General features: G+C 58.3%; 25 protein-coding genes. 21 read left to right on the forward strand and 4 right to left on the reverse strand.

The genetic code is table 11. The features are described 5' to 3' along the window. Positions 1-10: 10 nt before the first annotated feature. The 3 genes from EY643_RS07525 to recJ are packed head-to-tail and all read left to right on the forward strand — an operon-like array spanning position 11 to position 4464. Complete coding sequence (locus EY643_RS07525; RefSeq protein ID WP_152661621.1) at positions 11-1321, forward strand: homoserine dehydrogenase; 1311 nt, start codon at positions 11-13, stop codon at positions 1319-1321. A gap of 10 nt (positions 1322-1331) precedes the next feature. After that, the gene (gene thrC / locus EY643_RS07530; protein ID WP_152661622.1) at positions 1332-2729 is read left to right on the forward strand and encodes a threonine synthase; all 1398 of its coding nucleotides are present in this window, start codon (positions 1332-1334) and stop codon (positions 2727-2729) included. 7 nt (positions 2730-2736) lie between these two features. After that, the gene (gene recJ, locus EY643_RS07535; RefSeq protein WP_205743173.1) at positions 2737-4464 is read left to right on the forward strand and encodes a single-stranded-DNA-specific exonuclease RecJ; all 1728 of its coding nucleotides are present in this window, start codon (positions 2737-2739) and stop codon (positions 4462-4464) included. A gap of 60 nt (positions 4465-4524) precedes the next feature. Here the strand turns inward: recJ and EY643_RS07540 are convergent, their stop codons facing one another. Further along, positions 4525-5838 (reverse strand): aminotransferase, encoded by a 1314-nt coding sequence (locus EY643_RS07540; protein WP_152661623.1) that lies wholly within the window; start codon positions 5836-5838, stop codon positions 4525-4527. Positions 5839-6033: 195 nt separating this feature from the next. On the opposite strand from EY643_RS07540, the gene cueR reads away from it, so the two are divergent. Both cueR and EY643_RS07550 read left to right on the forward strand, forming a co-directional pair. Then, positions 6034-6435 (forward strand): Cu(I)-responsive transcriptional regulator, encoded by a 402-nt coding sequence (cueR, locus tag EY643_RS07545; RefSeq protein ID WP_152661624.1) that lies wholly within the window; start codon positions 6034-6036, stop codon positions 6433-6435. Next, complete coding sequence (locus tag EY643_RS07550; RefSeq protein WP_152661625.1) at positions 6432-7544, forward strand: permease; 1113 nt, start codon at positions 6432-6434, stop codon at positions 7542-7544. The genes cueR and EY643_RS07550 overlap by 4 nt, the downstream gene beginning before the upstream one ends. Here the strand turns inward: EY643_RS07550 and EY643_RS07555 are convergent. Then, a complete protein-coding gene (locus tag EY643_RS07555; protein ID WP_152661626.1) occupies positions 7541-8203 on the reverse strand; it encodes an RluA family pseudouridine synthase in 663 nt (220 codons plus the stop codon). The genes EY643_RS07550 and EY643_RS07555 overlap by 4 nt on opposite strands. A gap of 29 nt (positions 8204-8232) precedes the next feature. On the opposite strand from EY643_RS07555, the gene EY643_RS07560 reads away from it, so the two are divergent. The 16 genes from EY643_RS07560 to EY643_RS07635 all read left to right on the forward strand — a co-directional run bounded on the left by EY643_RS07560 (position 8233) and on the right by EY643_RS07635 (position 23656). Continuing rightward, on the forward strand, positions 8233-8889 hold the full coding sequence (locus tag EY643_RS07560; RefSeq protein WP_152661627.1) for a class I SAM-dependent methyltransferase: 657 nt from the start codon (positions 8233-8235) through the stop codon (positions 8887-8889). A gap of 50 nt (positions 8890-8939) precedes the next feature. Further along, positions 8940-9887 (forward strand): acetyl-CoA carboxylase carboxyltransferase subunit alpha, encoded by a 948-nt coding sequence (locus EY643_RS07565; RefSeq protein ID WP_152661628.1) that lies wholly within the window; start codon positions 8940-8942, stop codon positions 9885-9887. A 15-nt stretch (positions 9888-9902) separates the two neighbouring features. Beyond that, positions 9903-11267 carry a tRNA lysidine(34) synthetase TilS gene (tilS, locus tag EY643_RS07570; RefSeq protein ID WP_152661629.1) on the forward strand — a complete coding sequence of 455 codons (1365 nt, stop codon included), beginning with the start codon at positions 9903-9905 and terminating at the stop codon, positions 11265-11267. 119 nt (positions 11268-11386) lie between these two features. Further along, entirely contained in the window at positions 11387-13030 is a 1644-nt protein-coding gene (locus EY643_RS07575) for a CTP synthase (protein WP_152661630.1), read from the forward strand. A gap of 30 nt (positions 13031-13060) precedes the next feature. Further along, positions 13061-13912 (forward strand): 3-deoxy-8-phosphooctulonate synthase, encoded by an 852-nt coding sequence (gene kdsA / locus EY643_RS07580; protein WP_152661631.1) that lies wholly within the window; start codon positions 13061-13063, stop codon positions 13910-13912. A 20-nt stretch (positions 13913-13932) separates the two neighbouring features. Next, the gene (eno, locus tag EY643_RS07585; RefSeq protein WP_152661632.1) at positions 13933-15219 is read left to right on the forward strand and encodes a phosphopyruvate hydratase; all 1287 of its coding nucleotides are present in this window, start codon (positions 13933-13935) and stop codon (positions 15217-15219) included. Between the two features lie 14 nt (positions 15220-15233). Then, entirely contained in the window at positions 15234-15512 is a 279-nt protein-coding gene (locus EY643_RS07590) for an FtsB family cell division protein (RefSeq protein ID WP_152661633.1), read from the forward strand. A 3-nt stretch (positions 15513-15515) separates the two neighbouring features. After that, positions 15516-16229, forward strand: a complete 714-nt coding sequence (gene ispD / locus EY643_RS07595) for a 2-C-methyl-D-erythritol 4-phosphate cytidylyltransferase (protein ID WP_240732855.1) — start codon at positions 15516-15518, stop codon at positions 16227-16229. After that, positions 16226-16705, forward strand: a complete 480-nt coding sequence (gene ispF / locus EY643_RS07600) for a 2-C-methyl-D-erythritol 2,4-cyclodiphosphate synthase (protein ID WP_152661634.1) — start codon at positions 16226-16228, stop codon at positions 16703-16705. Before ispD ends, ispF begins: the two co-directional genes overlap by 4 nt. After that, on the forward strand, positions 16702-17712 hold the full coding sequence (gene truD / locus EY643_RS07605; RefSeq protein WP_152661635.1) for a tRNA pseudouridine(13) synthase TruD: 1011 nt from the start codon (positions 16702-16704) through the stop codon (positions 17710-17712). Before ispF ends, truD begins: the two co-directional genes overlap by 4 nt. A gap of 80 nt (positions 17713-17792) precedes the next feature. Further along, a complete protein-coding gene (locus EY643_RS07610; RefSeq protein ID WP_420841651.1) occupies positions 17793-18425 on the forward strand; it encodes a protein-L-isoaspartate(D-aspartate) O-methyltransferase in 633 nt (210 codons plus the stop codon). Positions 18426-18427: 2 nt separating this feature from the next. Next, positions 18428-19357 carry a DUF368 domain-containing protein gene (locus tag EY643_RS07615; RefSeq protein WP_152661637.1) on the forward strand — a complete coding sequence of 310 codons (930 nt, stop codon included), beginning with the start codon at positions 18428-18430 and terminating at the stop codon, positions 19355-19357. Between the two features lie 18 nt (positions 19358-19375). Next, positions 19376-20206 carry a peptidoglycan DD-metalloendopeptidase family protein gene (locus EY643_RS07620; RefSeq protein ID WP_152661638.1) on the forward strand — a complete coding sequence of 277 codons (831 nt, stop codon included), beginning with the start codon at positions 19376-19378 and terminating at the stop codon, positions 20204-20206. A gap of 214 nt (positions 20207-20420) precedes the next feature. Continuing rightward, on the forward strand, positions 20421-21422 hold the full coding sequence (gene rpoS / locus EY643_RS07625) for an RNA polymerase sigma factor RpoS (protein ID WP_152661639.1): 1002 nt from the start codon (positions 20421-20423) through the stop codon (positions 21420-21422). A 167-nt stretch (positions 21423-21589) separates the two neighbouring features. Beyond that, entirely contained in the window at positions 21590-23317 is a 1728-nt protein-coding gene (locus EY643_RS07630) for an FAD-dependent oxidoreductase (protein ID WP_170287317.1), read from the forward strand. A gap of 93 nt (positions 23318-23410) precedes the next feature. Further along, positions 23411-23656, forward strand: a complete 246-nt coding sequence (locus EY643_RS07635; protein ID WP_152661641.1) for an HP1242/YdcH family protein — start codon at positions 23411-23413, stop codon at positions 23654-23656. On the opposite strand, the gene EY643_RS07640 is transcribed toward EY643_RS07635, so the two are convergent. Further along, complete coding sequence (locus EY643_RS07640; RefSeq protein ID WP_240732856.1) at positions 23653-25053, reverse strand: sodium/proline symporter; 1401 nt, start codon at positions 25051-25053, stop codon at positions 23653-23655. The two genes, EY643_RS07635 and EY643_RS07640, sit on opposite strands and share 4 nt — an antisense overlap. A 9-nt stretch (positions 25054-25062) precedes the next feature. Continuing rightward, entirely contained in the window at positions 25063-26178 is a 1116-nt protein-coding gene (locus EY643_RS07645; protein WP_205743174.1) for a hypothetical protein, read from the reverse strand. Positions 26179-26248 lie beyond the last annotated feature (70 nt).

Genomic DNA, 26248 nt, shown 5'->3' on the forward strand with positions numbered 1-26248 from the left:
ATATAGCAGCATGAGTAAGCCAGTCAGGGTCGGAATCTGTGGCCTGGGCACCGTCGGTAGCGGCACCTTCAATGTCCTCACTCGCAATGCCGAGTCCATTGCGGCTCGCGCCCAGGGTGCGGTCGAAATTTCCATGGTCGGTGCGCGTCGTGACAATCCGGATTGTGAACTCGGCAGCACCCGGCTCAGTCGCGATATTTTCGATGTCGTACGCGACCCCGAAGTGGATATTGTGGTGGAGCTGATTGGTGGCACCACGGTCGCCAAAGATCTTATGACCGAGGCGTTACAGAACGGCAAGCACGTGGTCACGGCCAACAAGGCACTGATCGCCGAATTCGGCAATGAGCTGTTTGCGCTGGCTGAACAAAACAATGTAGTGATCCGCTATGAGGCCGCAGTCGCCGGCGGTATCCCTATTATCAAAGCTCTGCGTGAGGGCCTCGCGGGCAATCGCATCGAGTGGCTGGCAGGTATTATCAACGGCACCGGTAACTTTATTCTCAGCGAAATGCGCGAGAAGGGCAGGGACTTTGCCGACGTGCTGGCCGAGGCTCAGGCACTGGGTTACGCCGAGGCTGATCCGACTTTTGATGTCGAGGGTATCGATGCGGCGCACAAGCTGGTGATCCTGGCGTCCCTCGCTTTTGGCATGCCGCTGCAGTTCTCTTCAGTGTTTGCTGAGGGCATTACCAAGCTAACCCCGCAGGACGTGGAATACGCCGAGGAACTCGGTTATCGCATCAAGCACCTGGGTGTGGCCAAACAGAACGGTGAGGGCGTGGAGTTGCGCGTGCATCCCACATTGATTCCCGAAGCGCGTTTGCTGGCTAACGTCAATGGGGTCAAGAATGCTGTGCTGGTGGAAGGCGACGCAGTAGGGCCCACGTTGTATTACGGTGCTGGTGCAGGCGCCGAGCCGACGGCCTCGGCGGTTGTCGCAGACATTGTTGATCTGGCTCGAGAGTTGAGTGCAGGGCAGCAGTGTCGCGTACCTGCTCTCGGCTATGTCACCAGCGAATTGAAGGACCTTCCCATTGTGCCTATGGCCCGTGTAACCACGGCCTGGTATCTGCGTATGGAAGCGGAAGACAAGCCCGGCGTACTGTCGGAAATTGCGAGCATATTCAGCGAACAGGGGATCAGTATTGAAGCCCTGATTCAGAAGGCGCCGGCCGAGGGCGAGACCCGCGTACCTCTTATTATGCTGACCAACAAGGCGATACAGGGCAACGTTGATACCGCGGTGGCGGCTATCGAGTCTCTGGAATCCATCTCTGGTGAAGTGACCCGTATCCGCGTAGAAGCGCTGGACGGTTGAGGAAACTATCGTGAAGTACATCAGCACCCGGGGTCAGGCCCCGGCACTCAATTTTGAAGACGTTCTGCTCACAGGCCTCGCTGCTGACGGCGGCCTCTATATTCCGGAGACGCTGCCTACATTCAGCGCCGAAGAAATTGCGGCGATGGCCGAGCTTGATTACCCCCAGTTGGCACAGAAAATCATCGCCCCCTTTGTGGGCGACTGTATTCCAGAGGCAGACCTGCAGGAAATCCTCCAGGATACCTACGCCGATTTCCGTCACGATGCGGTCGCACCCATGGTGCAGATTGACAGCAACCAGTGGGTGCTGGAATTGTTTCACGGTCCGACCCTGGCGTTTAAGGATTTCGCACTGCAATTGCTGGGCCGCCTGCTGGACTATGTGCTTGAACGCAAGCACCAGAAAGTCGTGATCATGGGCGCCACATCGGGCGACACAGGTTCCGCAGCGATCGAAGGCTGCAAACGCTGCAACAATATCGATATCTTTATCCTGCATCCGCATGGGCGCGTGTCTGATGTACAGCGCAAGCAGATGACGACCGTTGCCGGCGATAACATCCACAACCTCGCGGTGCAGGGCAATTTCGACGACTGCCAGGCGATGGTTAAGGCCAGCTTTAACGACCGCAGCTTCTTGCCGGAAGACCGTAGCCTGGTGGCGGTAAACTCCATCAACTGGGCGCGGATCATGGCCCAGATCGTCTACTACTTTTACTCTGCCGTGGCGCTGGGTGCGCCTGCACGTAAAGTGGCGTTCTCGGTGCCGACTGGAAACTTCGGTGATATTTTCGCGGGCTACCTGGCGCACAAAATGGGCCTGCCGGTTGAACGGCTGATCATTGCTACCAACCGCAATGACGTTCTTCATCGGGTCATGACCAGCGGTAGCTATGGCCGTCAGCCACTGGAACACTCCCTGTCTCCGAGCATGGACATTACTGTTTCCAGCAATTTTGAACGCCTTCTGTTCGACCTGTATCAGCGTGATGGCGCTGCGATTGCCGGCCTGATGAGCGATTTCGATAACGGCGATGTTCATTTCAACGATGAAGCCATGGCGGCGGCTCGCGAGCTGTTTTCCAGCCAGCGCGTCAGTGACGAAGAAACCTGTGCGCAGATGGCCGCTACCTGGGACAGCTGCGAATACATGCTCGACCCTCATAGCGCCATCGGCGTCAAGGCAGCTGCGGATGCCGACGTACCTGCCGGTGTGCCGGTGATTACCCTCGCCACAGCACACCCGGCCAAATTCCCCGGGGCTGTCGCCGAGGCAGGGCTGGATGACGAACCGTTCTTGCCACATCACCTGCGCGACCTGTTCGATCGTCCCGAGCGCTGCGAGGTACTGCCCAATGAACTCGGCGCAGTGCAGGCCTTCGTCGCGGAAAACCTGAACGCCTGAGTGGCGCGTGGATAGAATCATTCGCCGGCGCGAACTCGCTGCCAAACCAGAACTGGAGGTCGCCGGCCTCCACCCACTGCTCGCTCGCGTCTACCGTGGCCGAGGCATCGCCAGCGCTGACGAGTTGGAGCTGGACCTCTCCCGGCTTATTCCCCCGGCAAAACTAACCAATGCCGATCGTGCAGCAGTGTTACTGGCCGATGCCATTGAGCAGCGTCAGAGCATTCTCATTGTCGGCGATTACGATGCGGATGGCGCAACAAGCACGGCTTTGGCATTGAGCGCCTTGCGCGATTTTGGCGCAGCGGATGCGTCTTATCTTGTCCCGAACCGTTTTGAGTACGGCTATGGGCTCAGCCGGGAAATTGTCGACCTGGCACTCAAGGGTAAAAGGCCCGATCTGATCGTCACCGTGGACAACGGTATTTCCAGTATCGACGGTGTTGCGGCTTGTCGCGATGCGGGGGTCAGGACCTTGATCACCGACCATCACCTGGCCGGTAGTGAATTACCTGATGCCGACGTGATCGTGAACCCGAACCAACCCGGTTGCGACTTTCCCAGTAAGAACCTCGCCGGCGTGGGCGTGATCTTCTACATTATGCTGGCCCTTCGCGCTGAGCTGCGTGCGCGCGGCTGGTTCGAGAGCCGTCAGGAGCCTAACCTGGGTCGCCTGACGGACCTGGTTGCCCTTGGCACGGTCGCCGACGTTGTGCCGCTGGACCAGAACAATCGGATACTTGTCGCTACCGGCCTGCAGCGGATTCGCACGGGTCAGGCCCGCCCGGGCATTCTCGCGCTACTCGAAGTCGCCTCGCGTTCGCGCGGCTCGGTAGTTGCATCTGACCTCGGCTTTGCAGTTGGGCCCCGCATCAATGCAGCGGGACGGCTCGACGACATCTCGGTGGGTATAGAATGTCTACTCCAGCCAGACCAGGTTGGCGCCCGCCGATTGGCGGCGGAACTCCACCAGAAAAACCAGGATCGCCGCCTGATAGAGCAGGATATGCAGGAGCAGGCGTTACAGCTACTACAGCGTCTGCCACTGGAAGAAGAGGGCGTTCCCGTGGCAATGACGTTGTACCGCGGCGATTGGCACCAGGGCGTTATCGGTATCCTCGCATCCCGGATAAAGGATCGGCTGCATCGTCCTACCATCGCTTTTGCCAACGGTGATGCTGGTGAGATTAAAGGCTCGGCGCGGTCTATCCAGGGTATTCATATTCGCGACATCCTCGATGCGGTGGCGACGCGGCATCCCGGCATGATTCGCAAGTTTGGTGGTCATGCCATGGCCGCCGGGCTCACGATTTCCGCAGATGCCTACGAGGATTTTGATCGAGCGTTTGTCGAGGAAGTGGGGCGCCACGCGGAAGACGTGCACCTGCAGGCGCTGGTTGAATCAGACGGTGAGTTGAGTGCGGGCGAGTTCGATCTGGGACTTGCCGAAGCCTTGCGCTATGCGGGTCCCTGGGGGCAGCATTTCTCTGAGCCGGTGTTCGACGGCACGTTCCGGATTGTGCATCAGCGCTTAGTGGGTGAGAAACACCTGAAACTGGTGCTGTCGCCACTGGGCAGCGACCAGTTACTCGATGCGATAGCCTTTAATATCGATCTGGACGAGTGGCCCAGTGAGAGCGTTGAGTCAGTCGAGTTGGCCTACAGGCTGGATGTGAATGAATTCCGGGGGCGCAAAACCGTGCAGCTCATGGTGGAGCATATCAAGGCACTCTAGCGGTCGGGTGGTGCAGTGGCTGGGAGCGCATGCCGCGCCCGCAACCACAGTAGCCCCGGGTTATAAGCACTGCTCCAGTGACAGGGTCAGCTTGTCGACCATTTCGTCAATCTGGTCCTGGGTGATAATCAGCGGCGGGCACATCGCGATGGTGTTGCCGGCGACATTGCGCACTATGAGGCCATTGTCTTCACAGGCTTTGGTCACTCGCTTGGCCAGATTTACCGCCGGGGTGCGACTGGCGCGATCCTCTACCAGCTCGATAGCGCCCAAGAGCCCTTCGCCACGGATTTCGCCAATTTGCTCAAAGCGTGCCAACATGGACAGCTTGAGCTGCATATACGCGCCGACATCGCGGGCGTTGTCATACAGGCCGTCGCGTTCGTAAATCTCCAGCGTTTTTAGCGCTGCAGCACATCCCACCGGGTGGCCCGAATAGGTGAAGCCATGGCCGAAGACACCTACTTCGTTGCTGGCCTCAACCATGGGCTCGTACATGTCGCCACTGATGACCGACGCGCTGATTGGGAAGTAGGCCGATGACAACTGCTTGGCAAAGGTCATCAAGGCGGGCTTCTGAATATTCATGGTTTCACAGCCGAACAGATTGCCGGTGCGACCGAACGCGGTGATGACTTCATCGGCCCAGAACATAATGTCGTATCTATTCAGTACTTCCTGGATTTTTTCGTAGTAACCGGGGGGCGGCACAATCACGCCGCTGGCGCCAGTAATTGGCTCGGCGATAAAGGCCGCGATGGTGTCCGGGCCCTCACGCAAAATGAGTTGCTCCAGGTTGTTCGCCAGACGAGTGCCGAAATCTGCAGCGCACTCGTCGCCCTGAACTCCGCGATAGTAGTGCGGAGAATCCGTGCGCAGGATGCCCAGTGCGTCCACGGGCGCATCGAAGTGAGCCAGGCTGGCGGGCAGGCTTGTCAGAGCACCGGCAGCGACGGTGACACCGTGGTATGCGCTTTCGCGGGTGATGATTTTGCGCTTCTCGGGCTTGCCGATGGCATTGAAGTAGTAGCGCAGCATTTTGATATGGCTGTCGTTCGCGTCGGAGCCTGAGTTGCCGAAGAACACCTTGGCGTTTTCCACTGGCACCATGGCCGCGAGCTTGTCGGCCAGGTCCATCGCTGGTTGATGGGTTTTGCCGCCAAAGTTGTGCGCGAAAGACAGTGTGCCCAACTGATCACTGATCGTATCAATCAGTTCCTTATTGCCGTAACCGAGACCGGTGCACCAGAGCCCGGCGAGGCCCTCGAGATACTGCTTGCCGTTATTGTCGTAGACGTAAACACCTTCACCGCGTTCGAATTTTAGCTGTTCTGTCGCTGTGAGATTTGTCGTGGGGTAGATAACTGCTGACATCGCGTGCGTTCCTGTCTGTTGGCTTCGTTTCAAAGGGGGGGTCGATGTGAGGATTGTAATGGTCCTACTTCTTTGGAATCCAGCGAATACCCCCATGGGGTTGGAGGAAAGTGAAGTTTCTTGACCTTCCAGTGGCTGGAAGGTTTAGATTGGCATATATCGGTGGGCAAAATGCCCGAAGCCAGGGAGATCGCCATGAAAATTTCACAGGCAGCCAGCCAGAGCGGGCTGAGCAGCAAAACAATACGCTATTACGAGGAGATCGGCCTTATCGGCCCGGCGCTGCGCGGTGAGAACGGCTACCGCCATTATGAGCCGGCCGCAGTAGAGGAATTACAGTTTCTGGCCCGTGCCAGGGATGTGGGCTTCGACCTCGATGAGTGCCGTGAATTGCTCAATCTTCATCGGGATAGCGGGCGCCAGAGCATACACGCCAAATCACTGGTACTGGAAAAAAGCGAAAAACTTCAGGGGCGTATTGAGCGCCTGCAAGCCATGCAGGATGTGTTGCAGGATATGGCGAGTCGGTGCCACGGCGATGAGGGCCCTGAGTGCGCCATCCTGGACGACCTCGCCGGCGGGGAGGGCAGGGCATGAGCGAGACCACAAGTGGCGGAAGCTGCTGTCACAGCGATGTTGATGCCGATACCCATGCACACTCCCATGCAGAGGCTGCTGCAGACAGTTGCTGTGAGACCCCTGCCCGAAGGGATTATTTTTTCTGGGTCTGCCTGCTCGTTGTGGGCATCGCTTATCCCCTTGGTGCGATGAATCAGCATGACCACGACAGTGTTGTCGGCGTTTTCACCGGAGGCGTTTACGAATTGTTCAATGCCATGTGGTGGGGCATCGCCCTGGGCATTATTTTTGTCGGCCTGTTGAGCCGTATCCCTCGGGAAATGGTGATGGGCGTGCTGGGTCGCGATGCGGGAGTCCGAGGCCTGTTCCGTGCCACCCTTGCGGGTGTGTTTCTCGACCTTTGCAGTCACGGCATTCTCGCAGTGGGCATGAAACTATACGAGCGCGGTGCCAGCACCGGTCAGGTGATGGCTTTTCTCCTCGCAAGCCCATGGAATTCATTTTCTCTGACGCTGATCCTGTTCGGCCTGATTGGCGTGGGCTGGACCCTACTGTTTATTTTGCTCTCTCTGGTCATCGGAGTTATCACGGGCCTGATCTTTGACGGACTGACGCGCAAAGGCACGCTGCCCTCAAATCCCTGGCGCGAGGAGTTGGGTGAAGAGCGACCGCTGGGGGAAATGTGGGCCGAGATGCGCCAGTCCATGAGCCTTTCGGCTACAGGCACCGCGGATATTCTGCGGGAGGGCTTTGTCGGCTCCCGGGTGGTCATTCGATGGTCGCTGTTTGGCCTGATTCTCGCTGGCCTGATTCGGGCGCTGGTGCCGGAAGATGCATTTGCTACCTGGTTCGGGGCGACTTTCGCCGGCCTGTGGTTGACACTGCTGGCCACCACCATCATTGAGGTGTGCTCGGAAGGTTCTACACCAATTGCCGCGGACCTGATGAATCGGGCTCAGGCACCGGGCAATGCGTTTACCTTTCTGATGGCGGGTGTTGCAACGGACTACACCGAGGTCATGTCGATCAAAGACACGACCAAGTCCTGGAAAATCGCCTTGTTCCTGCCCCTGATTACGGTGCCTCAGGTCATGGTCATTGGCTTCGTCCTGAACCAGTTCGCCTAGAAGTCCGGGGGCGATTCTCGCTCCAGCCACTCGCCGGTGGTGGGGTGCTCGAAGCCCAGGGTTGTGGCGTGAAGCATTAGCCTGTCGGCCATTTTGAGCGCTTCCTCGTGGGCATACATATCACACCCGAGTATCGGGTGGCCCAGTTCTCGCATGTGAATTCGCAGCTGGTGTGAACGGCCGGTGACCGGCATTAGCAGCATGCGGGTCCGATCCCCCTGGCGCTCCATTACTCGATAGCGAGTGAGAGCGTGCTTACCCCGCTCGTGGTCGATCATTTGTAGCGGGCGGTTTTCCCAGTCGCAGCGAATCGGCAGCTCGATCTCGCCCTCATCCTGTGGCACGGCGCCGTAGACCACAGCCACATAGGTCTTTGCGACTTTGCGTTCCTGAAACTGGCGGCTGATATGCGCATGGGTCGGTTTGTTCAGCGGGATTACCATGATGCCCGAGGTATCAAGATCCAGGCGGTGCACGATAGAGGCGCTGGGGTAGTGCTCTTGCAGTCGGGTGATCAGGCAGTCTTTGTTTAGCGGATGGCGGCCGGGAATGCTCAGCAGCAGGTCGGGTTTGCGCACCAGTAGCAGGTCGTCATCCTCGTAAAGGATGCGTGTTTCCTCCTGGGTATGAGGAACAATGTAGGGGGGTAATTCGGACATGGCGCGTAGTGTAAGTATAATCCGCCGTCATGTCGCCCAGCCGTGAAAATCTCGATAACCGCCTGCGGGAAATTCTGCCCAGTGCTCATCTGGAAGTTTTGCCTCTGCCTGATGCGCAGGAGATAAAACTCTTGCTCCTGGCGCAGGACTACCCCCAGCAGGCACTCAGCGCCGATGAAATGCGCGCAGTGATGGATAACCCGCTGTACTGGGTTTTTTGCTGGGCCTCGGGGCAGGTGCTGGCACGCTATATCCTGGACCACCCAGAGGAAGTTCGCGGCAAGCGGGTGATGGACTTTGGCTGTGGTTCAGGCGTTGTTGCCGTGGCGGCGGCCAGGGCAGGGGCCCGGGAGGTAGTTGCTTGTGATGTTGATCCACTGGCAATCGAAGCCACGCGCTATAACGCTGCGCTCAATGATGTTGCGCTGGTGCTGGCGGATGATTACTTCGACGTGATGGGGGATATCGACCTTATCATCGTCGCTGACGTGCTCTACGACAGCGAAAACTTCCCCTGGTTGGGGCGATTTGTTGAACGTGCGCCGCGTGTGTTGATTGCCGACTCGCGCGTCAAGAACTTCAATCACCCGCCGTACCGGGCTATCGATCGCCGTGACAGCTGTACGATTCCTGACCTTGATGAATCGGCAGAATTCCGCGATGTGCGTATCTATCTGGCCGGGTAGAAATTCGGTACACTGTCGCCAGCTAAAAAGATGCAGGACATGCCCGCGACATGAACCCCAATTATCTGGAATTTGAACAACCCATCGCCGAGCTCGAGGTCAAGATCGAAGAGCTGCAACTGGTGGGCTCCGACGCCGATATCAATATCAGTGAGGAGATTGATACTCTGCGGGAGAAGAGCACCAAGCTCACCGAGAAGATCTACTCCAACCTGAGTTCATGGGATATCGTCAAAGTGGCGCGTCACCCGCTGCGCCCCTACAGCCTGGACTACATTCCGCGTATTTTTACTGAGTTCGATGAGCTACACGGCGATCGCCGCTTTGGCGACGACAATGCCATCGTAGGCGGTATAGCACGCCTCGAGGGCAAGCCAGTGATGGTGATCGGCCAGGAGAAAGGCAGGGCCGTCAAGGATAAGGTCATGCGCAATTTCGGCATGCCCAAGCCCGAGGGCTATCGCAAGGCGCTGCGCCTGATGGAGATGGCCGAGCGCTTCAAGATGCCGGTTGTCACCCTGATCGATACTCCGGGAGCCTACCCGGGTATTGATTCAGAAGAACGCGGTATTTCTGAGTCGATCGCCCAGAACCTGGCGGTGATGTCTCGCCTATCTACGCCTATTATCTGCGTGGTCATCGGGGAAGGATCCTCCGGTGGTGCACTGGGTATTGGTGTGGGTGACCACCTCGTGATGCTCCAGTATTCCACCTATTTCGTGATCTCTCCGGAAGGTTGCGCGAATATTATCTGGAAGGATTCCTCGCACGCGTCGGATGCGGCACAGGCCATGGGTGTTACCTCTTCCGTACTGGAAGAATTGGGCATCGTGGACGCAACCATCCCTGAACCCCTCGGTGGGGCACATCGCGATGTCGACCTGATGGCCGAGCGAATTCGCGCTCACCTTGTGACCCAGTTGGATTCGCTGCAGTCACTTCCCCTCGAAGATCTGTTGGCCAAGCGCTACGAGCGCTTGATGTCCTACGGCAACTAACCGGGCCGGGCGAGCATGTCCCGGGCCCTGGATCACAGCGCGCTAGACGCCACCCTCGGCGAATTTCTCGACGCCCCTCACTGGTATGTTGCCTTTAGTGGGGGCAGTGACTCCACTGCTTTGCTACACCTTATTCGCGAATGGAGACGCACTCGCGATACCGCACCGCCGCTCACCGCACTTCATGTCAATCACGGTCTGCAGCAAGGGGCCGGCGAATGGCAGAATCACTGTGCCTGGATATGTCGATTCCTGGATGTGCATTTCGAGGCGCTGGAGGCGGACGTGGACCCGGACGGAAAAGGCCTCGAAGCGGCTGCTCGTGAAGCACGCTATGCGCTGCTGGAAGCGACGCTGGAGCCCGGCGCCGTGGTGTTCTTTGGCCACCACCAGGACGACCAGGTGGAGACCCTGTTTCTGCGTTTGTTGCGCGGAGCCGGTGTTGATGGCCTTGCGGCGATGCCCGCCCGGCGCAAGCTGGGTAGGGGCGAACTGAGTCGGCCGCTATTGGATGTTCCGCGTTCCGCTCTCGATCAATACACGGAGCGGCACGGCCTCAGCTGTATCGAGGATCCCAGCAATAGCGACATATCACTGGATCGCAATTACCTCAGAGCCGAAGTCATGCCTCTGCTCGAAACCCGCTGGCCTGGCTATCGCAAAACGGTAACCCGGGCGGCCGACCATATGGCTGAGGTTGCTGGCTGGCTGCGGGAAACCGAGGTCACTCCACAGACGCAGTTCAGTGTTCTGGGTGATCCGGGGCTGGCCCTGCAGTCGCTGCTGGGTGAAGACGAGGCCGAGTCTGCCCGCCTGTTGCGCGCCTGGTTGAAAGGAGGAGGGTATCTTGCCCCGGGCAAAATCCCGTTACAGGAATTTTTGCGCCAACTTCGCCAGCTAGGCAAGGGTGCTGAGGATGCAGCGCCCCGTCTCGACTGTGGCAACTACTGCTTGCAGCGCTTCCAGGACGGTGTGTACATATTGCCTCCGGAGCACGAAGTGGACGATGAATTGCCTGCACTGGCGCCGGGCGAGTCTCTGGACTTGTCGGGTATCGGTGAAATTGGGCTGGAACGGGCCGCGGACCAGGGGCTCTGGCTGGCACTCGATGAACACCCCGAGCTGCGCTTGCGCGCGGGTGGAGAGCGCTGCCGCCCGGTCAGTCGCCGCCGTAGTGCGAGTTTGAAGAAAATCCTCCAGGAGGAGGGGGTTCCGCCCTGGTGGCGCAACCGCGTGCCACTGTTGGTGCTGGACGAGGTAATCCTCGCGATTGGTGCGCTTGGGCCCTGTGACAGCGAACGCTGGGGCGCAGAGGGAGAAGAGGAAGAGGCATCTTGGCAATTGTACTGGAAACCCGCCGTGGCCCCGGGATTCGATTGAGCTGTCGCAGCCTTTCTGGTAGTCTGGCTTCCCATCTTTTTGCAGTATTTCCTTCGCGCCTATCAGGCCCGGGAGGAGAGGCTGTGTTTCCGGATTTACAGCGTACTTAAAGGCTTTTCATGACGCGTTACGTCTTCGTCACTGGTGGTGTGGTTTCCTCTTTGGGCAAGGGGATCGCAGCGGCCTCTCTGGCAGCTGTCCTCGAGGCACGTGGCCTCAAGGTCACCCTGCTCAAGCTTGACCCCTACATCAATGTCGACCCTGGCACTATGAGCCCCTTCCAGCACGGCGAGGTATTCGTCACCGAGGATGGTGCTGAAACCGACCTCGACCTGGGGCATTACGAACGGTTTACCCGCACCACCATGCGCAAGACCAACAATTTCACCACCGGTCGCGTGTATAACGAGGTGCTGCGTAAAGAGCGTCGTGGCGACTACCTGGGCGGGACAGTGCAGGTGATTCCGCACATCACGGACGAAATCAAGCGCCGTGTGATCATGGGTGCCGGTGACGCCGATGTGGCCCTGGTTGAAATCGGCGGCACAGTGGGTGACATTGAGGGGCTGCCCTTCCTGGAAGCGGCGCGCCAGCTCAAGGCTGAAATGGGGCCAACACGCGCCCTGCTAATGCACCTGACCCTGGTGCCGTATATTCGCACTGCCGGCGAGATCAAGACCAAGCCTACCCAGCACTCGGTGAAAGAACTGCGTGCCCTGGGCCTTCAGCCGGATATTTTGTTGTGCCGCTGTTCGGTGGATATCGAAGAGAGCGCGCGCAAGAAGATCTCACTCTTTACCAATGTGGAAGAGCGAGCGGTGATCCCCCTGATCGATGCCGATTCCGTTTATCGCATTCCTGGCATGCTGCAGGACTTCGGCCTGGACGATTTCGTTACCGAACGATTCGGTCTCGACTGTGGCCAGGCGGATCTATCCGATTGGGACGACGTGCTGGATCGCGAGTTCTCCAAGACCGGCGGTGAAGTGCGCGTGGCCATGGTTGGCAAATACATGGACCTGCTGGATGCCTACAAGTCCTTGAATGAATCCCTGTCCCACGCCGGCCTGCAGACCAGAGCGAAAGTGAAGATCGATTACATCGACGCTGAGGATATCGAGAAAGATGGCACCGGCGTGCTCGAGGGGGTCGACGCTATCCTGGTTCCCGGTGGCTTCGGCGATCGCGGTTTTGAAGGCAAGATCACCGCAGCGAAATTTGCCCGCGAAAATGGTATCCCCTACCTTGGTATCTGCCTGGGCATGCACGTCGCGCTGGTGGAATACGCGCGCAATGTCTGCGGACTTGAAGGCGCCCACTCAACTGAAATGGATGCGGGCACACCGCACCCGATTGTCGGCCTTATTACTGAGTGGATGAACGCTGATGGCAGTACTGAACAGCGCACAGAGACATCTGATCTCGGCGGCACCATGCGCCTGGGAGCACAGCCCTGTCATCTGGACGAGGGCACCAAGGTGCGCGAAATTTACGGCGCCGAGACTGTCGAAGAACGCCATCGTCACCGCTATGAGGTGAACAATAATTACCTCGATCAACTGCGTGCAGCAGGTCTTACCGTAGGTGGTTGGTCTGCCGACCGCTCGCTGGTAGAAATGATCGAGTTACCGGATCATCCCTGGTACGTGGCGTGTCAGTTCCATCCTGAATTCACGTCTAGCCCTCGCGGCGGACACCCGCTGTTTACCAGCTATATCGATGCTGCGCTCGCCCACGCCCACACACGGGACGGCGACAACTAAGGGGCCTTGCCCCACTCAAGAGGAAATGCCGTGAGCGATCAGACCGTTACCCTCGGGGACATCCGCTTTAGCAACGATGCGCCGTTTGTACTGCTGGGCGGTGTCAATGTGCTCGAAAGCAGGGACTTTGCCCTCTCGGTGGCAGAGCACTACGTCGAGGTGTGCCGTCAACTGGACATCCCCCTGGTATTCAAGGCGTCGTTCGACAAGGCCAACCGCTCCTCTATTCACTCTTTTCGCGGGCCCGGCCTCGAAGAAGGTTTGTCTATTCTCGCCGAGGTTAAATCCACCTTCGGCGTGCCACTGATTGCAGATGTGCACACTCCGGAGCAGGCAGCACCCGCGGCCGAGGTGCTCGACATCATTCAACTGCCTGCTTTCCTGGCGCGGCAGACCGACCTGGTCAGTGCGATGGCAGCGACCGGCTCAGTGATTAACGTCAAGAAGCCCCAGTTTCTCAGTCCCTCACAGATGGCCAATATCGTCGATAAATTTGGCGAGTGCGGTAATAACCGGATTCTGTTGTGTGAGCGCGGGAGCAACTTCGGTTACGACAATCTTGTGGTCGACATGCTCGGCTTTGGGGTTATGAAGCAAACCTGTGGTAACGCGCCACTGATTTTCGATGTGACTCACGCCTTGCAGTGCCGCGACCCGGGCGGCGCCGCTTCCGGTGGTCGCCGCGGTCAGGTGGCCGAATTGGCGCGCGCCGGCATGGCAACAGGCCTGGCGGGCCTGTTCCTCGAGGCACACCCGAATCCCGACGAAGCACTTTGTGACGGTCCCAGCGCACTGCCGCTGGACCAGCTTGCCCCTTTCCTTTCCCAGGTAAAAGCGGTCGATGACCTTGTGAAGTCACTGCCCACCCTGCAGATCGATTAGAAAATACGGAGTTTAACCCTATGAGTAACATCGCAAAAATTCAGGCCTTTGAAGTGATGGATTCCCGCGGGAACCCCACGGTGATGGCTGAAGTCACCCTAGAATCCGGCCACGTAGGTTCTGCCTGCGCACCTTCTGGTGCATCAACTGGCTCCCGTGAGGCGCTTGAACTGCGCGACGGTGATTCTCGTCGCTACCTAGGTAAAGGCGTGCTAAAGGCTGTCGATTTCGTCAATGGTCCTATCGCTGCGATGCTCAAGGGTTCTGATGCCGCGGACCAGCGCGCGCTGGATGCGCAAATGATTGAAGGTGACGGGACCGAGAACAAGGAAACTTTTGGTGCCAATGCTATCCTCGCCGTATCTCTGGCCGCAGCCAAGGCCGCGGCAGCGGACAGGAACATACCCCTCTACCAGCACATCGCCGATATCAACGGCACTAGCGATTTCACCATGCCGGTACCGATGATGAACATTCTCAACGGCGGCGAGCATGCAGATAACAATGTCGATATTCAGGAGTTCATGGTGCAGCCTGTCGCAGCTCCCACGTTCGCCGAAGGCCTGCGTGCAGGCGCCGAAATTTTCCATAATCTCAAGAAGGTGCTCTCCGGTCGCGGTTTGAACACGGCCGTTGGTGACGAGGGTGGCTTTGCGCCTAATCTGCCCTCTAACGAGGCGGCCCTGGAAGTCATCGCTGAAGCTACCGAGCTTGCCGGTTACAAACTGGGTACCGACATTACCCTGGCGCTGGATTGCGCTGCATCGGAGTTTTATAAGAACGGTGTTTACGATCTGGCAGGCGAGGGCAAGCAGTTTGACAGTGCGGGTTTCGGCGACTATCTCGCTAACCTCGCCGCTGCTCACCCAATCATCTCAATTGAAGATGGCCTCGACGAATCTGACTGGGACGGTTGGAAGTTGTTGACCGAGAAAATTGGCGACAAGGTACAGTTGGTAGGCGACGACCTGTTTGTGACCAATACGAAAATCCTGCAGGAGGGCATCGACAGAAATATCGCCAACTCCATCCTGATTAAATTCAACCAGATTGGTTCCTTGACTGAGACTCTGGATGCCATTGCTATGGCCAAGGCCGCTGGATACACCGCGGTCATTTCGCATCGCTCCGGCGAAACCGAAGACACCACGATTGCCGACCTGGCGGTAGCCACCGCTGCAGGCCAGATCAAGACCGGCTCCCTTTGTCGCTCTGATCGCGTTGCCAAGTACAACCGCTTGCTGCGTATCGAAGCGGAGCTGGGTGGTCGCGCTCCCTACCGCGGCCTTGCGGAATTCAAGCGCTAGGCAGGCATAAGCCCTTGCGCTGGCTCTTCGGCATCCTGCTTGTTCTCCTGGTGGTCCTGCAGTATCGACTCTGGATCGCCGAGGGGAGCCTGGCCGAGCAGCAGCGTTTGAAGCGTCAGGTGGACGACTTCACCCGCGAGAACAGCGCCTTGCGTGACCGCAACGCCGTGCTGGAGCGGGAAGTTCTGGAACTGCAAACCGGCAACGACGGTGTAGAGCAGCGCGCACGAGAGCAATTGAACCTTGTTCGCGACGGCGAAACCTTCTACCAGATGGAAGACGAGGACAAGTAGCGCGTGCCTGCGTCCAACTGCCACGCTGTTATCCCTGCCGCCGGTATTGGCGCGCGCATGGGGGGTGACACGCCGAAACAATATCTTGAAGTAGCCGGCCTGAGCCTGCTCGAGCACAGCCTTGCGGCCCTGTTGGCTGCACCTTCCATTGCGTCCGTCACGATAGCGCTCCATCCGCAGGATGGCAGAGCCGCGGATATCCCGCTGCTGCAGGACCCGCGAGTGCACACTGTGATCGGTGGCGACGAACGTGCCGATTCGGTGTTGGCAGCTCTCCAGGATCTCGCTAATCGGGCATCCACTGATTGCTGGGTATTGGTCCACGATGCGGCGCGCCCCGGGCTTGCGCCTGGCGACGTCGAGCGCCTTGTCGATGCAGTGACAGCCCGGCAGCGCGGTGGGATTCTAGCGGAACCGGTGGTCGACACAGTGAAGCGCAGCGATTCCAACGGCTGCGTGGCGGCCACCCTTGACCGAACTGAATTATGGCGAGCCCAGACACCGCAGATGTTTCCTCTCGGCGAGTTGATTGCCGCGATGTCCGGAGCCCTGAAGGAGGGCCTCACGGTGACTGACGAAGCATCTGCAATGGAATTAGCGGGTCAGCCAGTGCAGCTGGTGGCGGGAGCAGCGGCGAATTTGAAAGTGACTGTTCCGGCGGACCTGGAATTGGTCGCCTGGTATCTCGACCGCCGGGCCAAAGGGGAAGAAGAATGAGAATTGGCCACGGCTACGATGTACACAAATTTGGTGCCGGCGATAGCATTGTTCTCGGTGGGGTTGTTATTCCCCACCCACGAGGTTTGCTCGCACACTCCGATGGCGACGTTCTCATACACGCGATCTGTGACGCACTGCTAGGGGCCATCGCCAGTGGCGATATTGGTAGCCACTTTCCCGATACCGATCCCGCGAATGCGGATATCGATTCACGTGTGCTTTTGCGCCGGGTGGTGGGATTGGTCGCTGAAGCTGGCTATGCGCTGGCGAACCTGGATAGCACTATCATTGCCGAGGCGCCTAAAATGCGGCCCTACATAGACAGCATGCGCGTCAACCTGGCACACGATCTGAATGTTGCCGTGGGCCAGGTGAATGTAAAAGCGACGACTACCGAGAAGCTCGGATTTGCTGGCCGCGAAGAGGGCATCGCAGCCCACGCTATTGTGCTGCTGGAATCCGCGCGGGTATGAGTGGAGCGCTGCCGCGTGCACATGGGCCAGCTGTGGCTCACGCCAGGTTCAAGAGCAGGCCAGAAGATTTCCGCGTCTATGAGGAGTTGGGTTTTGAACCGGGCGGGGAGGGCGAGCATGTTTTCCTGCATCTGGAAAAGTGCCAGCTGAATACGCCGGACCTCGCTCAGCGCATCTCCTCTCTTAGCGGGATTCACCCCAAGGACATCAGCTACAGCGGCATGAAGGACAGGCAGGCAGTTACCCGCCAGTGGTTCAGTGTGCGCATGGCGGGCAAGACTGAGCCCGACTGGCAATCGCTGGCTGAGGAGGGCGTGGTTGAGGTGTTGGCAGTGACGCGGCACCAGCGCAAACTCAAGCGTGGAGTGCATCGCGGGAATCGTTTCAGGATTGTGCTGCGGGAGCTTCAGGGCGATCGCGATGAAATCGTGGCACGGCTGGACACCCTGCGAGCACAGGGGGCACCCAATTATTTTGGCGAGCAGCGATTTGGCCGCGAGGGATCAACCCTGGCACAGGCAAGGGGCTGGTCGCAGCGTGGCGCCCGACGGATCTCGCGCAACAAGCGCAGTCTGTATTTTTCTGCGCTACGCAGTCATCTTTTCAATCTCGCGCTTGCCAGCCGCGTCGCGCGAGATAGTTGGAACCGCATAGAAGTTGGCGATACCTGCATGCTGCAGGGCACGCGCAGTCTGTTCACCTGTGAAGCAATGGATGCGAGTATTGAACAGCGCGCCGCCACTGGTGATCTCCATCCAGGCTTGCCGATGTGGGGGCGGGGTGGGCCCGCGTGCTACCTGGGGGAGGGCGCCGCGCTGGCTGAAGAGCAAGCTGTCTGCAAATTTTTGGAAGAGGCGGGCCTGGAGCTGGCATGGCGCCCGGCGAGGCTGATCGCGGATGACTTTTGTTGGCAGTTTTGTGATGATGACGTATTGCAACTGGACTTCCGTCTGGGGGTTGGCAGCTACGCGACGGCGCTGCTGGCGGAACTGTTGTACGAGTCATAATCCCGCTGGGAAAAACAAACAATAACGGGACAATCGGAGTGGTATCAGGAGTGAGCAGGCTAGACCTCAAGGGGATTGGTATGACGTCGCAGCGCACGCGCGAGCGGCTCATCCAGCGACTGGTCGACCAGGGAATCAGTGACCAGCGGGTATTGGATGTCATGGCGATAACGCCGCGGCACCTCTTCCTTGATGAGGCCATGGCGCATCGGGCTTATGAAGACGTAGCCCTGCCGATTGGTTTTCAGCAGACCCTGTCCCAGCCCTATATTGTTGGCCGTATGACGGAGTTACTGCTCGAGGGTGGTACTCCCGAGCGCGTGCTCGAGATTGGCACGGGTTCCGGATATCAGACCGCCATCCTGGCGCAGCTTGTCGGTGAGCTGTACAGCGTCGAGCGAATCAAACCACTGCAGCAAAAGGCGCGCCAGCGAATGCGCCAACTCAAATTGCGCAATGTCCATATGAATCACGCTGACGGCGGCATGGGCTGGGCGGAGCGGGGGCCTTTTGATGGGATCCTGGCTGCAGCCGCCCCCGAGCGAATCCCGGAAGAACTATTGCGTCAACTCGCTCCCGGCGGCCGTTTGGTTATGCCCGTCGGTGGCGCTACCCAGCATCTGCAGATCGTGGACCGCACCAACGAGGGTTTCGAGACAACGATCGTTGAAGAGGTGCGGTTTGTTCCGCTTCGCCCCGGGACTGTGAGGTAGTTTTGACGTCCCTCGGCATCTACCTTCGTGGCGTACTAATGGGCGCCGCCGACATCGTTCCAGGCGTTTCCGGCGGAACAATGGCCTTCATCACCGGTATCTACGATCGACTGCTAGGTTCTATACGCTCGGTTGATATTGCTTTCGTGAGGAAAGTTCTGGCGCTGGATATACGCGGTGCATGGGAGCACGTCAATGGCGGCTTTCTGCTGGCCCTGTTGCTGGGTATCGCCACGAGTATCGTGACTCTGTCGCGTGTTATTTCCTGGGTTCTCGAGCATCACCCGGTGCCACTCTGGGCCTTCTTCTTTGGCCTTATTCTAGCGTCCTCCCTGGTCCTGGTGCGGCATGTGCCCGCCTGGAATGTTGCGCGTCTGGTGTGCCTCTTCACGGGTATAGCGGTGGCTGCGACCATCGCGCTTGCCCCTATGATCAATCTGGATATTGGCTTGCCCGGTGTATTTTTTGCCGGTTTCCTGGCGATTTGCGCCATGATCCTGCCGGGGATCTCCGGCAGCTTTATCCTGGTGTTGCTGGGTATGTATGGCCCGACTCTGCTCGCAGTGAAAGAGTTTGATGTGAGCTATCTACTGGTGTTGATAGCGGGCGCTGTGTGCGGCCTGCTGGTGTTTTCACGGCTGCTCCATTGGCTGTTGCAGCGCTTTCACGACGGTACAATGGCGCTGCTGACGGGATTCCTGTTTGGTTCGCTGCTGGTGGTATGGCCGTGGAAAAGGGTCCTGCTGTGGGTGGATAGCAGCAGCGGTTCGCTAAAGCCCGCGCAGCAGGCACCTGTGCTACCCGATGCTTTTCTTGTTCACACCGGCACTGAACCACAAGTGGGTTTGTGCATCGCAATGATGGTGGTTGGTTTTACGCTGGTCTGGTTTGTCGAACGGCGCTGGGGCCAGGAGGCCGGCGCCAGTCCTTAGGGGCTGCGCAGGAGGAGGATGAAGATTTATCGAGTCGCCATCTACAGCCTTCTCTGCACGCTGCTCGCCGCCTGTGGCGGCAGCCCGCCGGCGCCGGTAGAAGATCGCAGTCGATATGGCGGTAGTTCGAATAATTACAGCGGCTATGTGGTCCAACGGGGCGATACACTCTACTCGATCGCGTTTCGCTATGGTCTGGATTATCGGCGTCTCGCTGCAGCGAACAATGTGCCAGCTCCTTATACAATCTATCCGGGGCAGCGACTGAAGCTCGCCGAAGCGGACCCGGCGGTGGCTAAATCCTCGACTCGTCGCACCACGACGAGTTCCAGTACACCAACACAGGCGGCACCCAAAGCGGTCACCAAGCCCGCAGCGCAACCGGTCACTCCCCCTGTCGCGAAAACTCCCACCCCTGCTGTCACAAAGCCTTCATCCAAGCCTGCTACAACTTCCTCATCTGGAACGGCGGGTACGGGCCCAGTGAAAAGCTGGCGCTGGCCTTCGGAAGGGAAGCTCGTGAGGAAGTATTCCTCGACGGTGCACAAGGGGATAGATATTGGCGGTAAAGCCGGTGACCCGGTTGTAGCGGTGGCCGGCGGCGTAGTGGTTTATGCCGGCACGGGTATTGTCGGGCTCGGTGAACTGCTAATCGTCAAACACAATGATGTTTACCTGAGCGCCTATGGCCACAACCGACGATTGCTGGTGGCCGAGGGCAATACTGTCCGTGCAGGGCAGAAGATTGCGGAAAAAGGGAGCAGTGGCACCGATTCGGTCCGGCTGCATTTCGAGATCCGCAAAGAGGGTAAACCGATCGATCCCCTGCGTCTCCTGCCTCGTCGTTAGACCGATTTCGTGGTCAAAATCCCAGAAAGTTAGCACATGCAATTCTTTGCATAGTTGCTTGTATTTGCCGAACGGCCTGCGGTAGTCTGTTCGGCCCGGCGGGATAACTCGGTCAGAAAGACCCACAACAAAAGAGGTTACTGCCATGGAATTGGAAACGGCTACACGCTCGAAACGGATTTCAAAGAAGGCGAGTGCTTCATCAGGGGCCAAGATGAGCAGTACGGCAAAAGCTGGGAAGCAACCCGCTTCCAAGGCGAAAAAGGCGACTAAATCGGCTGCCAGGTCGGAGAGCGCCAAACCGAAAGCGGTGCCGCCAGTAGCGGTAGAAGATCAGGATGCTTTTGTAGAGGCAAAGGCTCGCACCGCTCGTAAAGTCGACAAGTCGCTCGACGCCACCCAGCTGTATCTCAATGAAATTGGTTACTCCCCGCTGCTGACTGCAGACGAGGAGAAGTTCTACGCGCGCCTGGCTCGCAGTGGCGATGATTCTGGCCGCAAGCGAATGATCGAGAGCAATCTGCGACTGGTGGTAAAGATCTCTCGCCGCTACATCAACCGCGGCCTGACCCTGCTGGATCTGATCGAAGAGGGCAACCTCGGCCTGATACGCGCGGTGGAGAAGTTTGACCCGGAGCGAGGCTTCAGGTTCTCAACCTACGCTACCTGGTGGATCCGCCAGACGATTGAGCGGGCCATCATGAATCAGACCCGCACCATCCGGTTGCCGATTCATGTGGTGAAAGAGCTGAATGTCTACCTGCGTGCTGCGCGCGAGCTGACCCAGAAGCTTGACCACGAGCCCACCGCAGAAGAAATTGCCGACATGCTCGACAAGCCTGCAGCTGATGTGAAGCGTCTGCTTCGCCTCAATGAGCGGGTGACCTCGGTCGATACGCCTGTTGGGCCTGACTCTGATAAAACTGTCGTCGACACGATTGCCGATGCTCACGAAACCGATCCCTCTGAGCTTCTGCAGGATTCTGATATCAAGGACAGTATTGCGGCGTGGCTGGACGAGTTGTCAGAGAAGCAGCGCGAGGTGGTATCGCGTCGTTTCGGATTGCGCGGCTATGAAAGCAGCACACTCGAGGAGGTAGGCCGAGAGATTGGCCTCACCCGCGAGCGCGTGCGCCAGATCCAGGTTGAAGCGCTCAAACGGCTTCGCGGCATCATGGAAAATCAAGGTCTCTCGGGCGAATCGCTTTTTAGCTAGAGACCACCTGCAACACGGCACTCCTCATATGCGCGGCTTCGGCCGCGCTATTTGTTTCGGCATTTTATCCGTCCCCTCATCGATCCAGCGCGATTGATTTAACGCAATCGCGTTGTTCAAACCCTCTGCTAATGTTTGTCGCTCAGGCCCCTCCAGGAAATGTGTTCATGTCAGCTTTCTCTATCGGATTGCGCAGCCTCTTTGCAGTTGTCCTGGTCGCTGGTAGTAGTGTGGTCGCCGCGGCACAGGATCTCCCCACCGTGGTGATAGTGGGAGCCGGGCTGGCGGGGCTCAATAGCGCCATGTTACTGGAGGATCAGGGCTTTGATGTCACCGTGTTAGAGGCCCGTGACCGGATCGGAGGAAGGTTATTTACGTTGGACCAGGTTGCCGGCAAGCCAGAAGCCGGCGGCAATATGATTGGCGCCAGCTACGCCCGCGTGATCGACCGATCCCGGCAGCTTGGTTTGCAACTTGTGCCATCTGCACAATTAGCGGGCGGCCCCGCTGCGATGGAATACCATGTCGGCGGAGAATTTATTTCCCCGGCCGCCTGGGCAGGCTCTCCCCTGAATCCTTACCCTGAGAGCCTCAAGCGCGTCCCTCCCGGTAGCGCCATGATGGCCGTGCTGCGAGACAATCCGCTCAAGACACCCGCCGACTGGCGCAGTGCAAACGCCGCTCAGTTTGATACGCCAATTGGGCAAAAGTTGGACGCACTTGGCTTTGATGAGCGAGCCAAACAACTGGCTGGCCACGCCAATAGTTATGGCAACTCGCTCGATGACACCTCGTTGCTGGCGATGTATCGGATCATGGCCGTGTACACCATGGCCCGCGGATTGCCCGGAGGCAGTGTGGCAGTTGCGGGCGGGAATCAGCGTCTGCCGGAGGCCATGGCGGCTTCACTTGCTGGGCAGGTACTCACAGGAAAGTGGGTCACCCACATCAGCAGGGATGACAAGAGAGTCACACTGGAGACCGCAGACGGCGAGACGTACGAGGCTGACTATGCCCTCATCACGGTGCCGCTGCCGGCACTGCGCAACATTGTGATATCCCCGGCGTTGCCCGATGCGCAGCGTGAGGCCATTGAAACGCTGGATTATGCCAAGACTTTGCAGGCTTTTTTCACAGTGGAGGGCGAATACTGGGGCCAACACACTCCCAGCGTTTGGACTGATACCGCAGCCGAACGATTGTTTGCTACCGCGGATGCTGATGGCAAGGTGAGTAATATCACCTTGTGGACAACCGGCAATGAGGCACTGGCGTTCGGTGCTCTGGAGGGAGCCACACAGCAGCAAGCGCTTTACCAGGCGGTGTACGACGTCTTTCCCGCGGCCAAGGGCAAAGTGACGCTGCGCGAAGTGCGCGACTGGAGCAACGACAAACTGGCAGGGGGCAGTTGGCTACGATGGCAGCCCGGCCAGATTGGGGCGTATGCCGACGTACTTGCCGCGCCAGCGGGGCGGCTTTTCTTTGCGGGTGAACACACCGCTATCGTTAATACGGGTATGGAGGGCGCAATGGAGTCAGGTGAGCGGGCGGTCGGTGAATTGATGGGCCTGCACCAATCTTCAACAAAGCAGTCACTGGCGGGGGAGGACCTCTTTGTCTACTGCCAGGGGTGCCATTCCCTGACTGTGGGGGAACCACACAAGTTAGGTCCGAACCTGTCTGGTTTCTATGGGCGAGCGATCGCAAGCCGAGAAGGCTACGCCTACTCAAAAGCCCTGGCGGGTACTGACGGGTCGTGGGACCGGGAGTCCCTGCAAAACTGGCTTAATGATCCGCAGAAAATGGCGCCGGGCAACCGTATGATTTACGCCAATCCGTTTGATCAGGAGCAGTTGGAAATCTTGCTGGACTACCTTGAAACGGCCGGCCGCTGAGGCGCTGCCAGATTGCCGGTCCAGGCTGGATCCTTGTGCTAAGCTAATTTATTCCTGCCCCATAAACTGGTCTTTGAGGCCGAGGAGAAGCTTATGCTAGGTGAAGTACACTCATTGAATAACGATTTTCCTGAATTGGCTGCGGTGATACAGCAGCTTCTGGATACCGACCATCTATTTGTCGCCGATAACAAACAGTACACCGCCCTGGACAAAGAAATTCGCAGCCTCGAAATGCGCGGAGGCCCCATCGATGATATGGCCATGCACCAGCTGAAGCACGACCGGGCCGAGCTGAAGGATTCACTCTACCAACGCCTGGTTGCTGCCCAGTCTTAAACAGGTCTGTGCAGCAGAAGGACGCTCAGCCCAAGGGCAAAAGGAATTGTCCGTTCAGCGATGTCGCCGGGTGTGTTCGGTAAGAGGTAAAACACGACTGCGGCGACAAAGCCTGTGGCAATCGCGGGTAGTATTCGACTTTCTGGCAGTGTCAGACCCATAGCCCGACAGACAATGGTTGGGCCAAGTGCCGAACCGATCGCTACCCAGGCAAACAATACCCGTTGGAAAATTGTGGATGGCAAGTAGATCGCCACGGCCACCGCCATGATCGAAATTACCGCGATCACCAGGCGAGACAGCAGTAGCGCACGCAGCTGATAGCGACGGGTAATACCCATGTCGTGAGCCACGGTGGTTCCGCACACCAGCAGCATGCTATCGGCCGTGGACATGATGGCAGAGAGCACCGCAGCGAGTAGTACAGCACCCAGTGCCGATGGAAACAGCGCCTCGTTCACAGCAAAAAATACCTGCTCTGGATTCTCCAGTTCCGGCACCAGCAAACGGCCGCAAAGACCCAGTAAGAACATGCCGAAGAATACGATGGCATACCAGCCGGTAGCGATAACCTGGCCCTGGCGCAGCGCACGCTTGTCACGCAGTGCCATAAACCGGGCAGCGAGGTGAGGCTGGCCGAAGGAGGAAATCCCGATGGCCAGCGAGCCGATAAGCATGCCGAGCAATGTCAGGCCTGCTGCACCGCCACTGAGAGACATGAAGTTTTCATTTGTGCTTTCTTGCAGAGCACCGTAGAACTCGATGGGGCCGCCCAGGTGAACTATGGCGGCAACCGGAAGTAGCACGGCGGTGATAATCATCAGTAGACCCTGAATCGTATCGGTGACCGATACTGCCCAGAACCCGCCCAGCAGGGTGTAGATCATTATGATCGCGCCGCCCAGGGCGATACTCTCCGCGCTGCCCATGGCAAACGTAGAGGCGAACGTATTGCCCGCTCCCTGGAACTGGGAGGCGACATAGACAACAAAGCTGACCAGAATGATAAGCGAAGCGAGAGTGATTATGCGCTGGCGCTGAGGGCCTGTGGTGCCCAGAGCGATAAATTCAGTCGCAGAGAGTACACGCTCTTCGCCGGCGATATGCATGATGCGCGGTGCCAGTACGAACCACGAGATCCCGCAGCCGAGTACTGCTCCCAATGCCACCCAGAAAGTCGACAGCCCGAGCGCGAAGGCCAGTCCACTCATTCCGAGCAGTGTCCAGGCAGATGCAGCACTGGCGGAGTAGCTGACCGCAGCAACCCAGGGGCCCAGCTGGCGTCCGGCCAGAAAAAAGTCCTGCTCCGATTGCACCCGACGTTGGGCCCAGAAGCCGATGAGCACCAGCATGATCTTGTAGCCGACCAGTGTGGTGAGAACGACGGTACTGTTCACGCGATGGCCTCAGTTATTGACGGGGGTAAAGTTGAGTTCGGTCACAGGCGCCTGTCTGGCGCGTTTGCGCTTGATGACCTGCCAGGTTGAACCGTCCGGACCGTGAAGGACGAAACTACTCTCGCCGAACTCGTTGTCCTGAATGGGGGTGATCGTGAGTTCTTGCTCTGTCGCCAGTGCGTGAACCTGCGCGAGTTCAGGTGTCCATAAAGTGTGCATTGTGATGCCCTCGTAACCCATGCGCTGCTCAGTGGAACGGTCCCGAACATGATTGCGGTCGCGAGCGACGAAAAATTTCAGTTTGCCGGAGATATCATTGGGCGAGACAAAGCCCACGTACCAATGGGATGTACCCGCGGCCATATCAAAAACTGCCTTAGGGCCCGGCTGCCATTCTCCGTCGAGCGTGGCGGGTGCTTCCTGCCGTAGTCCGAATACGCTCTCGTAGTAGTCTGTCACAGCCTCAATATCGCCATCGATGATGAAATCGTGGTGCGTAAATTCACTGGTTTGCAGTGGAGAGTGCTCTCCGATCGTCCCGTAGCCGGGGATAGAATAGCCGTAGCGCTGATAGAAAACGTGGTTGAACTGTTCGCCGTAGACCGCCATCTCTCGCACACCGACCCGTCGCTGCAGTACATTCAGTGGCCCCTTGTCGGTCATGCTGTACAGGTCGTCGTAGACCGGGGACGTGGCGAACCAGGGTTCACCGGATGCGCGCGCGTCCTGGAAAATGTCGTGCAGGCGAAAAATGTCCCGGGTCCGCATGACCGCCAGGCGCTGGCCGACAGTTTCAGCCGGCGCAAAGCCTACGCCTGGGCCTAGGCCATTTTGCCACTCGATAATTCGCAGCAAGCCATGGGCATCGATATCGCCATTCTGCATGCGGATAACATTGGCGGCACTATCCACCCCGTAGAGTTGTCTCGCGCGATCTGCGCTGAGAGTTGTGCTCTCCTTTTTGCTGAAGCCGAACTGTTCGAAATAGAGGCTTGTGGCTTGCGCATCGCTGGTGCCGACAACGACTTCATAGACACCCGAGATGCCAGTGTCAGGTTGGGCGGCAGCCAGGCTGGCAAAGGTCACAGCGAAGCTTAGAGTGAGACGCATGGCGAGGGCTTTCATCAATTTTTTCCGCCTGTATGATGGTGGCTGACTTTATAACACACGGGCGGATTGGTAATGCCCTGTAAGT

The sequence above is a fragment of the Halioglobus maricola genome, assembly GCF_009388985.1.
In the GTDB taxonomy this organism is placed as follows: Bacteria; Pseudomonadota; Gammaproteobacteria; order Pseudomonadales; family Halieaceae; genus Halioglobus; species Halioglobus maricola.

Bases quoted from the DNA above. Each gene is read 5' to 3' on its own strand.
- EY643_RS07525 (WP_152661621.1), top strand. From the start codon at position 11: ATGAGTAAGCCAGTCAGGGTCGGAATCTGTGGCCTGGGCACCGTCGGT.
- EY643_RS07540 (WP_152661623.1), bottom strand. From the start codon at position 5,838: ATGTCAGCAGTTATCTACCCCACGACAAATCTCACAGCGACAGAACAG.
- cueR (WP_152661624.1), top strand. From the start codon at position 6,034: ATGAAAATTTCACAGGCAGCCAGCCAGAGCGGGCTGAGCAGCAAAACA.
- EY643_RS07550 (WP_152661625.1), top strand. From the start codon at position 6,432: ATGAGCGAGACCACAAGTGGCGGAAGCTGCTGTCACAGCGATGTTGAT.
- EY643_RS07555 (WP_152661626.1), bottom strand. From the start codon at position 8,203: ATGTCCGAATTACCCCCCTACATTGTTCCTCATACCCAGGAGGAAACA.
- EY643_RS07560 (WP_152661627.1), top strand. From the start codon at position 8,233: ATGTCGCCCAGCCGTGAAAATCTCGATAACCGCCTGCGGGAAATTCTG.
- EY643_RS07565 (WP_152661628.1), top strand. From the start codon at position 8,940: ATGAACCCCAATTATCTGGAATTTGAACAACCCATCGCCGAGCTCGAG.
- tilS (WP_152661629.1), top strand. From the start codon at position 9,903: ATGTCCCGGGCCCTGGATCACAGCGCGCTAGACGCCACCCTCGGCGAA.
- EY643_RS07575 (WP_152661630.1), top strand. From the start codon at position 11,387: ATGACGCGTTACGTCTTCGTCACTGGTGGTGTGGTTTCCTCTTTGGGC.
- eno (WP_152661632.1), top strand. From the start codon at position 13,933: ATGAGTAACATCGCAAAAATTCAGGCCTTTGAAGTGATGGATTCCCGC.
- ispF (WP_152661634.1), top strand. From the start codon at position 16,226: ATGAGAATTGGCCACGGCTACGATGTACACAAATTTGGTGCCGGCGAT.
- truD (WP_152661635.1), top strand. From the start codon at position 16,702: ATGAGTGGAGCGCTGCCGCGTGCACATGGGCCAGCTGTGGCTCACGCC.
- EY643_RS07610 (WP_420841651.1), top strand. From the start codon at position 17,793: ATGACGTCGCAGCGCACGCGCGAGCGGCTCATCCAGCGACTGGTCGAC.
- EY643_RS07620 (WP_152661638.1), top strand. From the start codon at position 19,376: ATGAAGATTTATCGAGTCGCCATCTACAGCCTTCTCTGCACGCTGCTC.
- rpoS (WP_152661639.1), top strand. From the start codon at position 20,421: ATGAGCAGTACGGCAAAAGCTGGGAAGCAACCCGCTTCCAAGGCGAAA.
- EY643_RS07630 (WP_170287317.1), top strand. From the start codon at position 21,590: ATGTCAGCTTTCTCTATCGGATTGCGCAGCCTCTTTGCAGTTGTCCTG.
- EY643_RS07635 (WP_152661641.1), top strand. From the start codon at position 23,411: ATGCTAGGTGAAGTACACTCATTGAATAACGATTTTCCTGAATTGGCT.
- EY643_RS07645 (WP_205743174.1), bottom strand. From the start codon at position 26,178: ATGAAAGCCCTCGCCATGCGTCTCACTCTAAGCTTCGCTGTGACCTTT.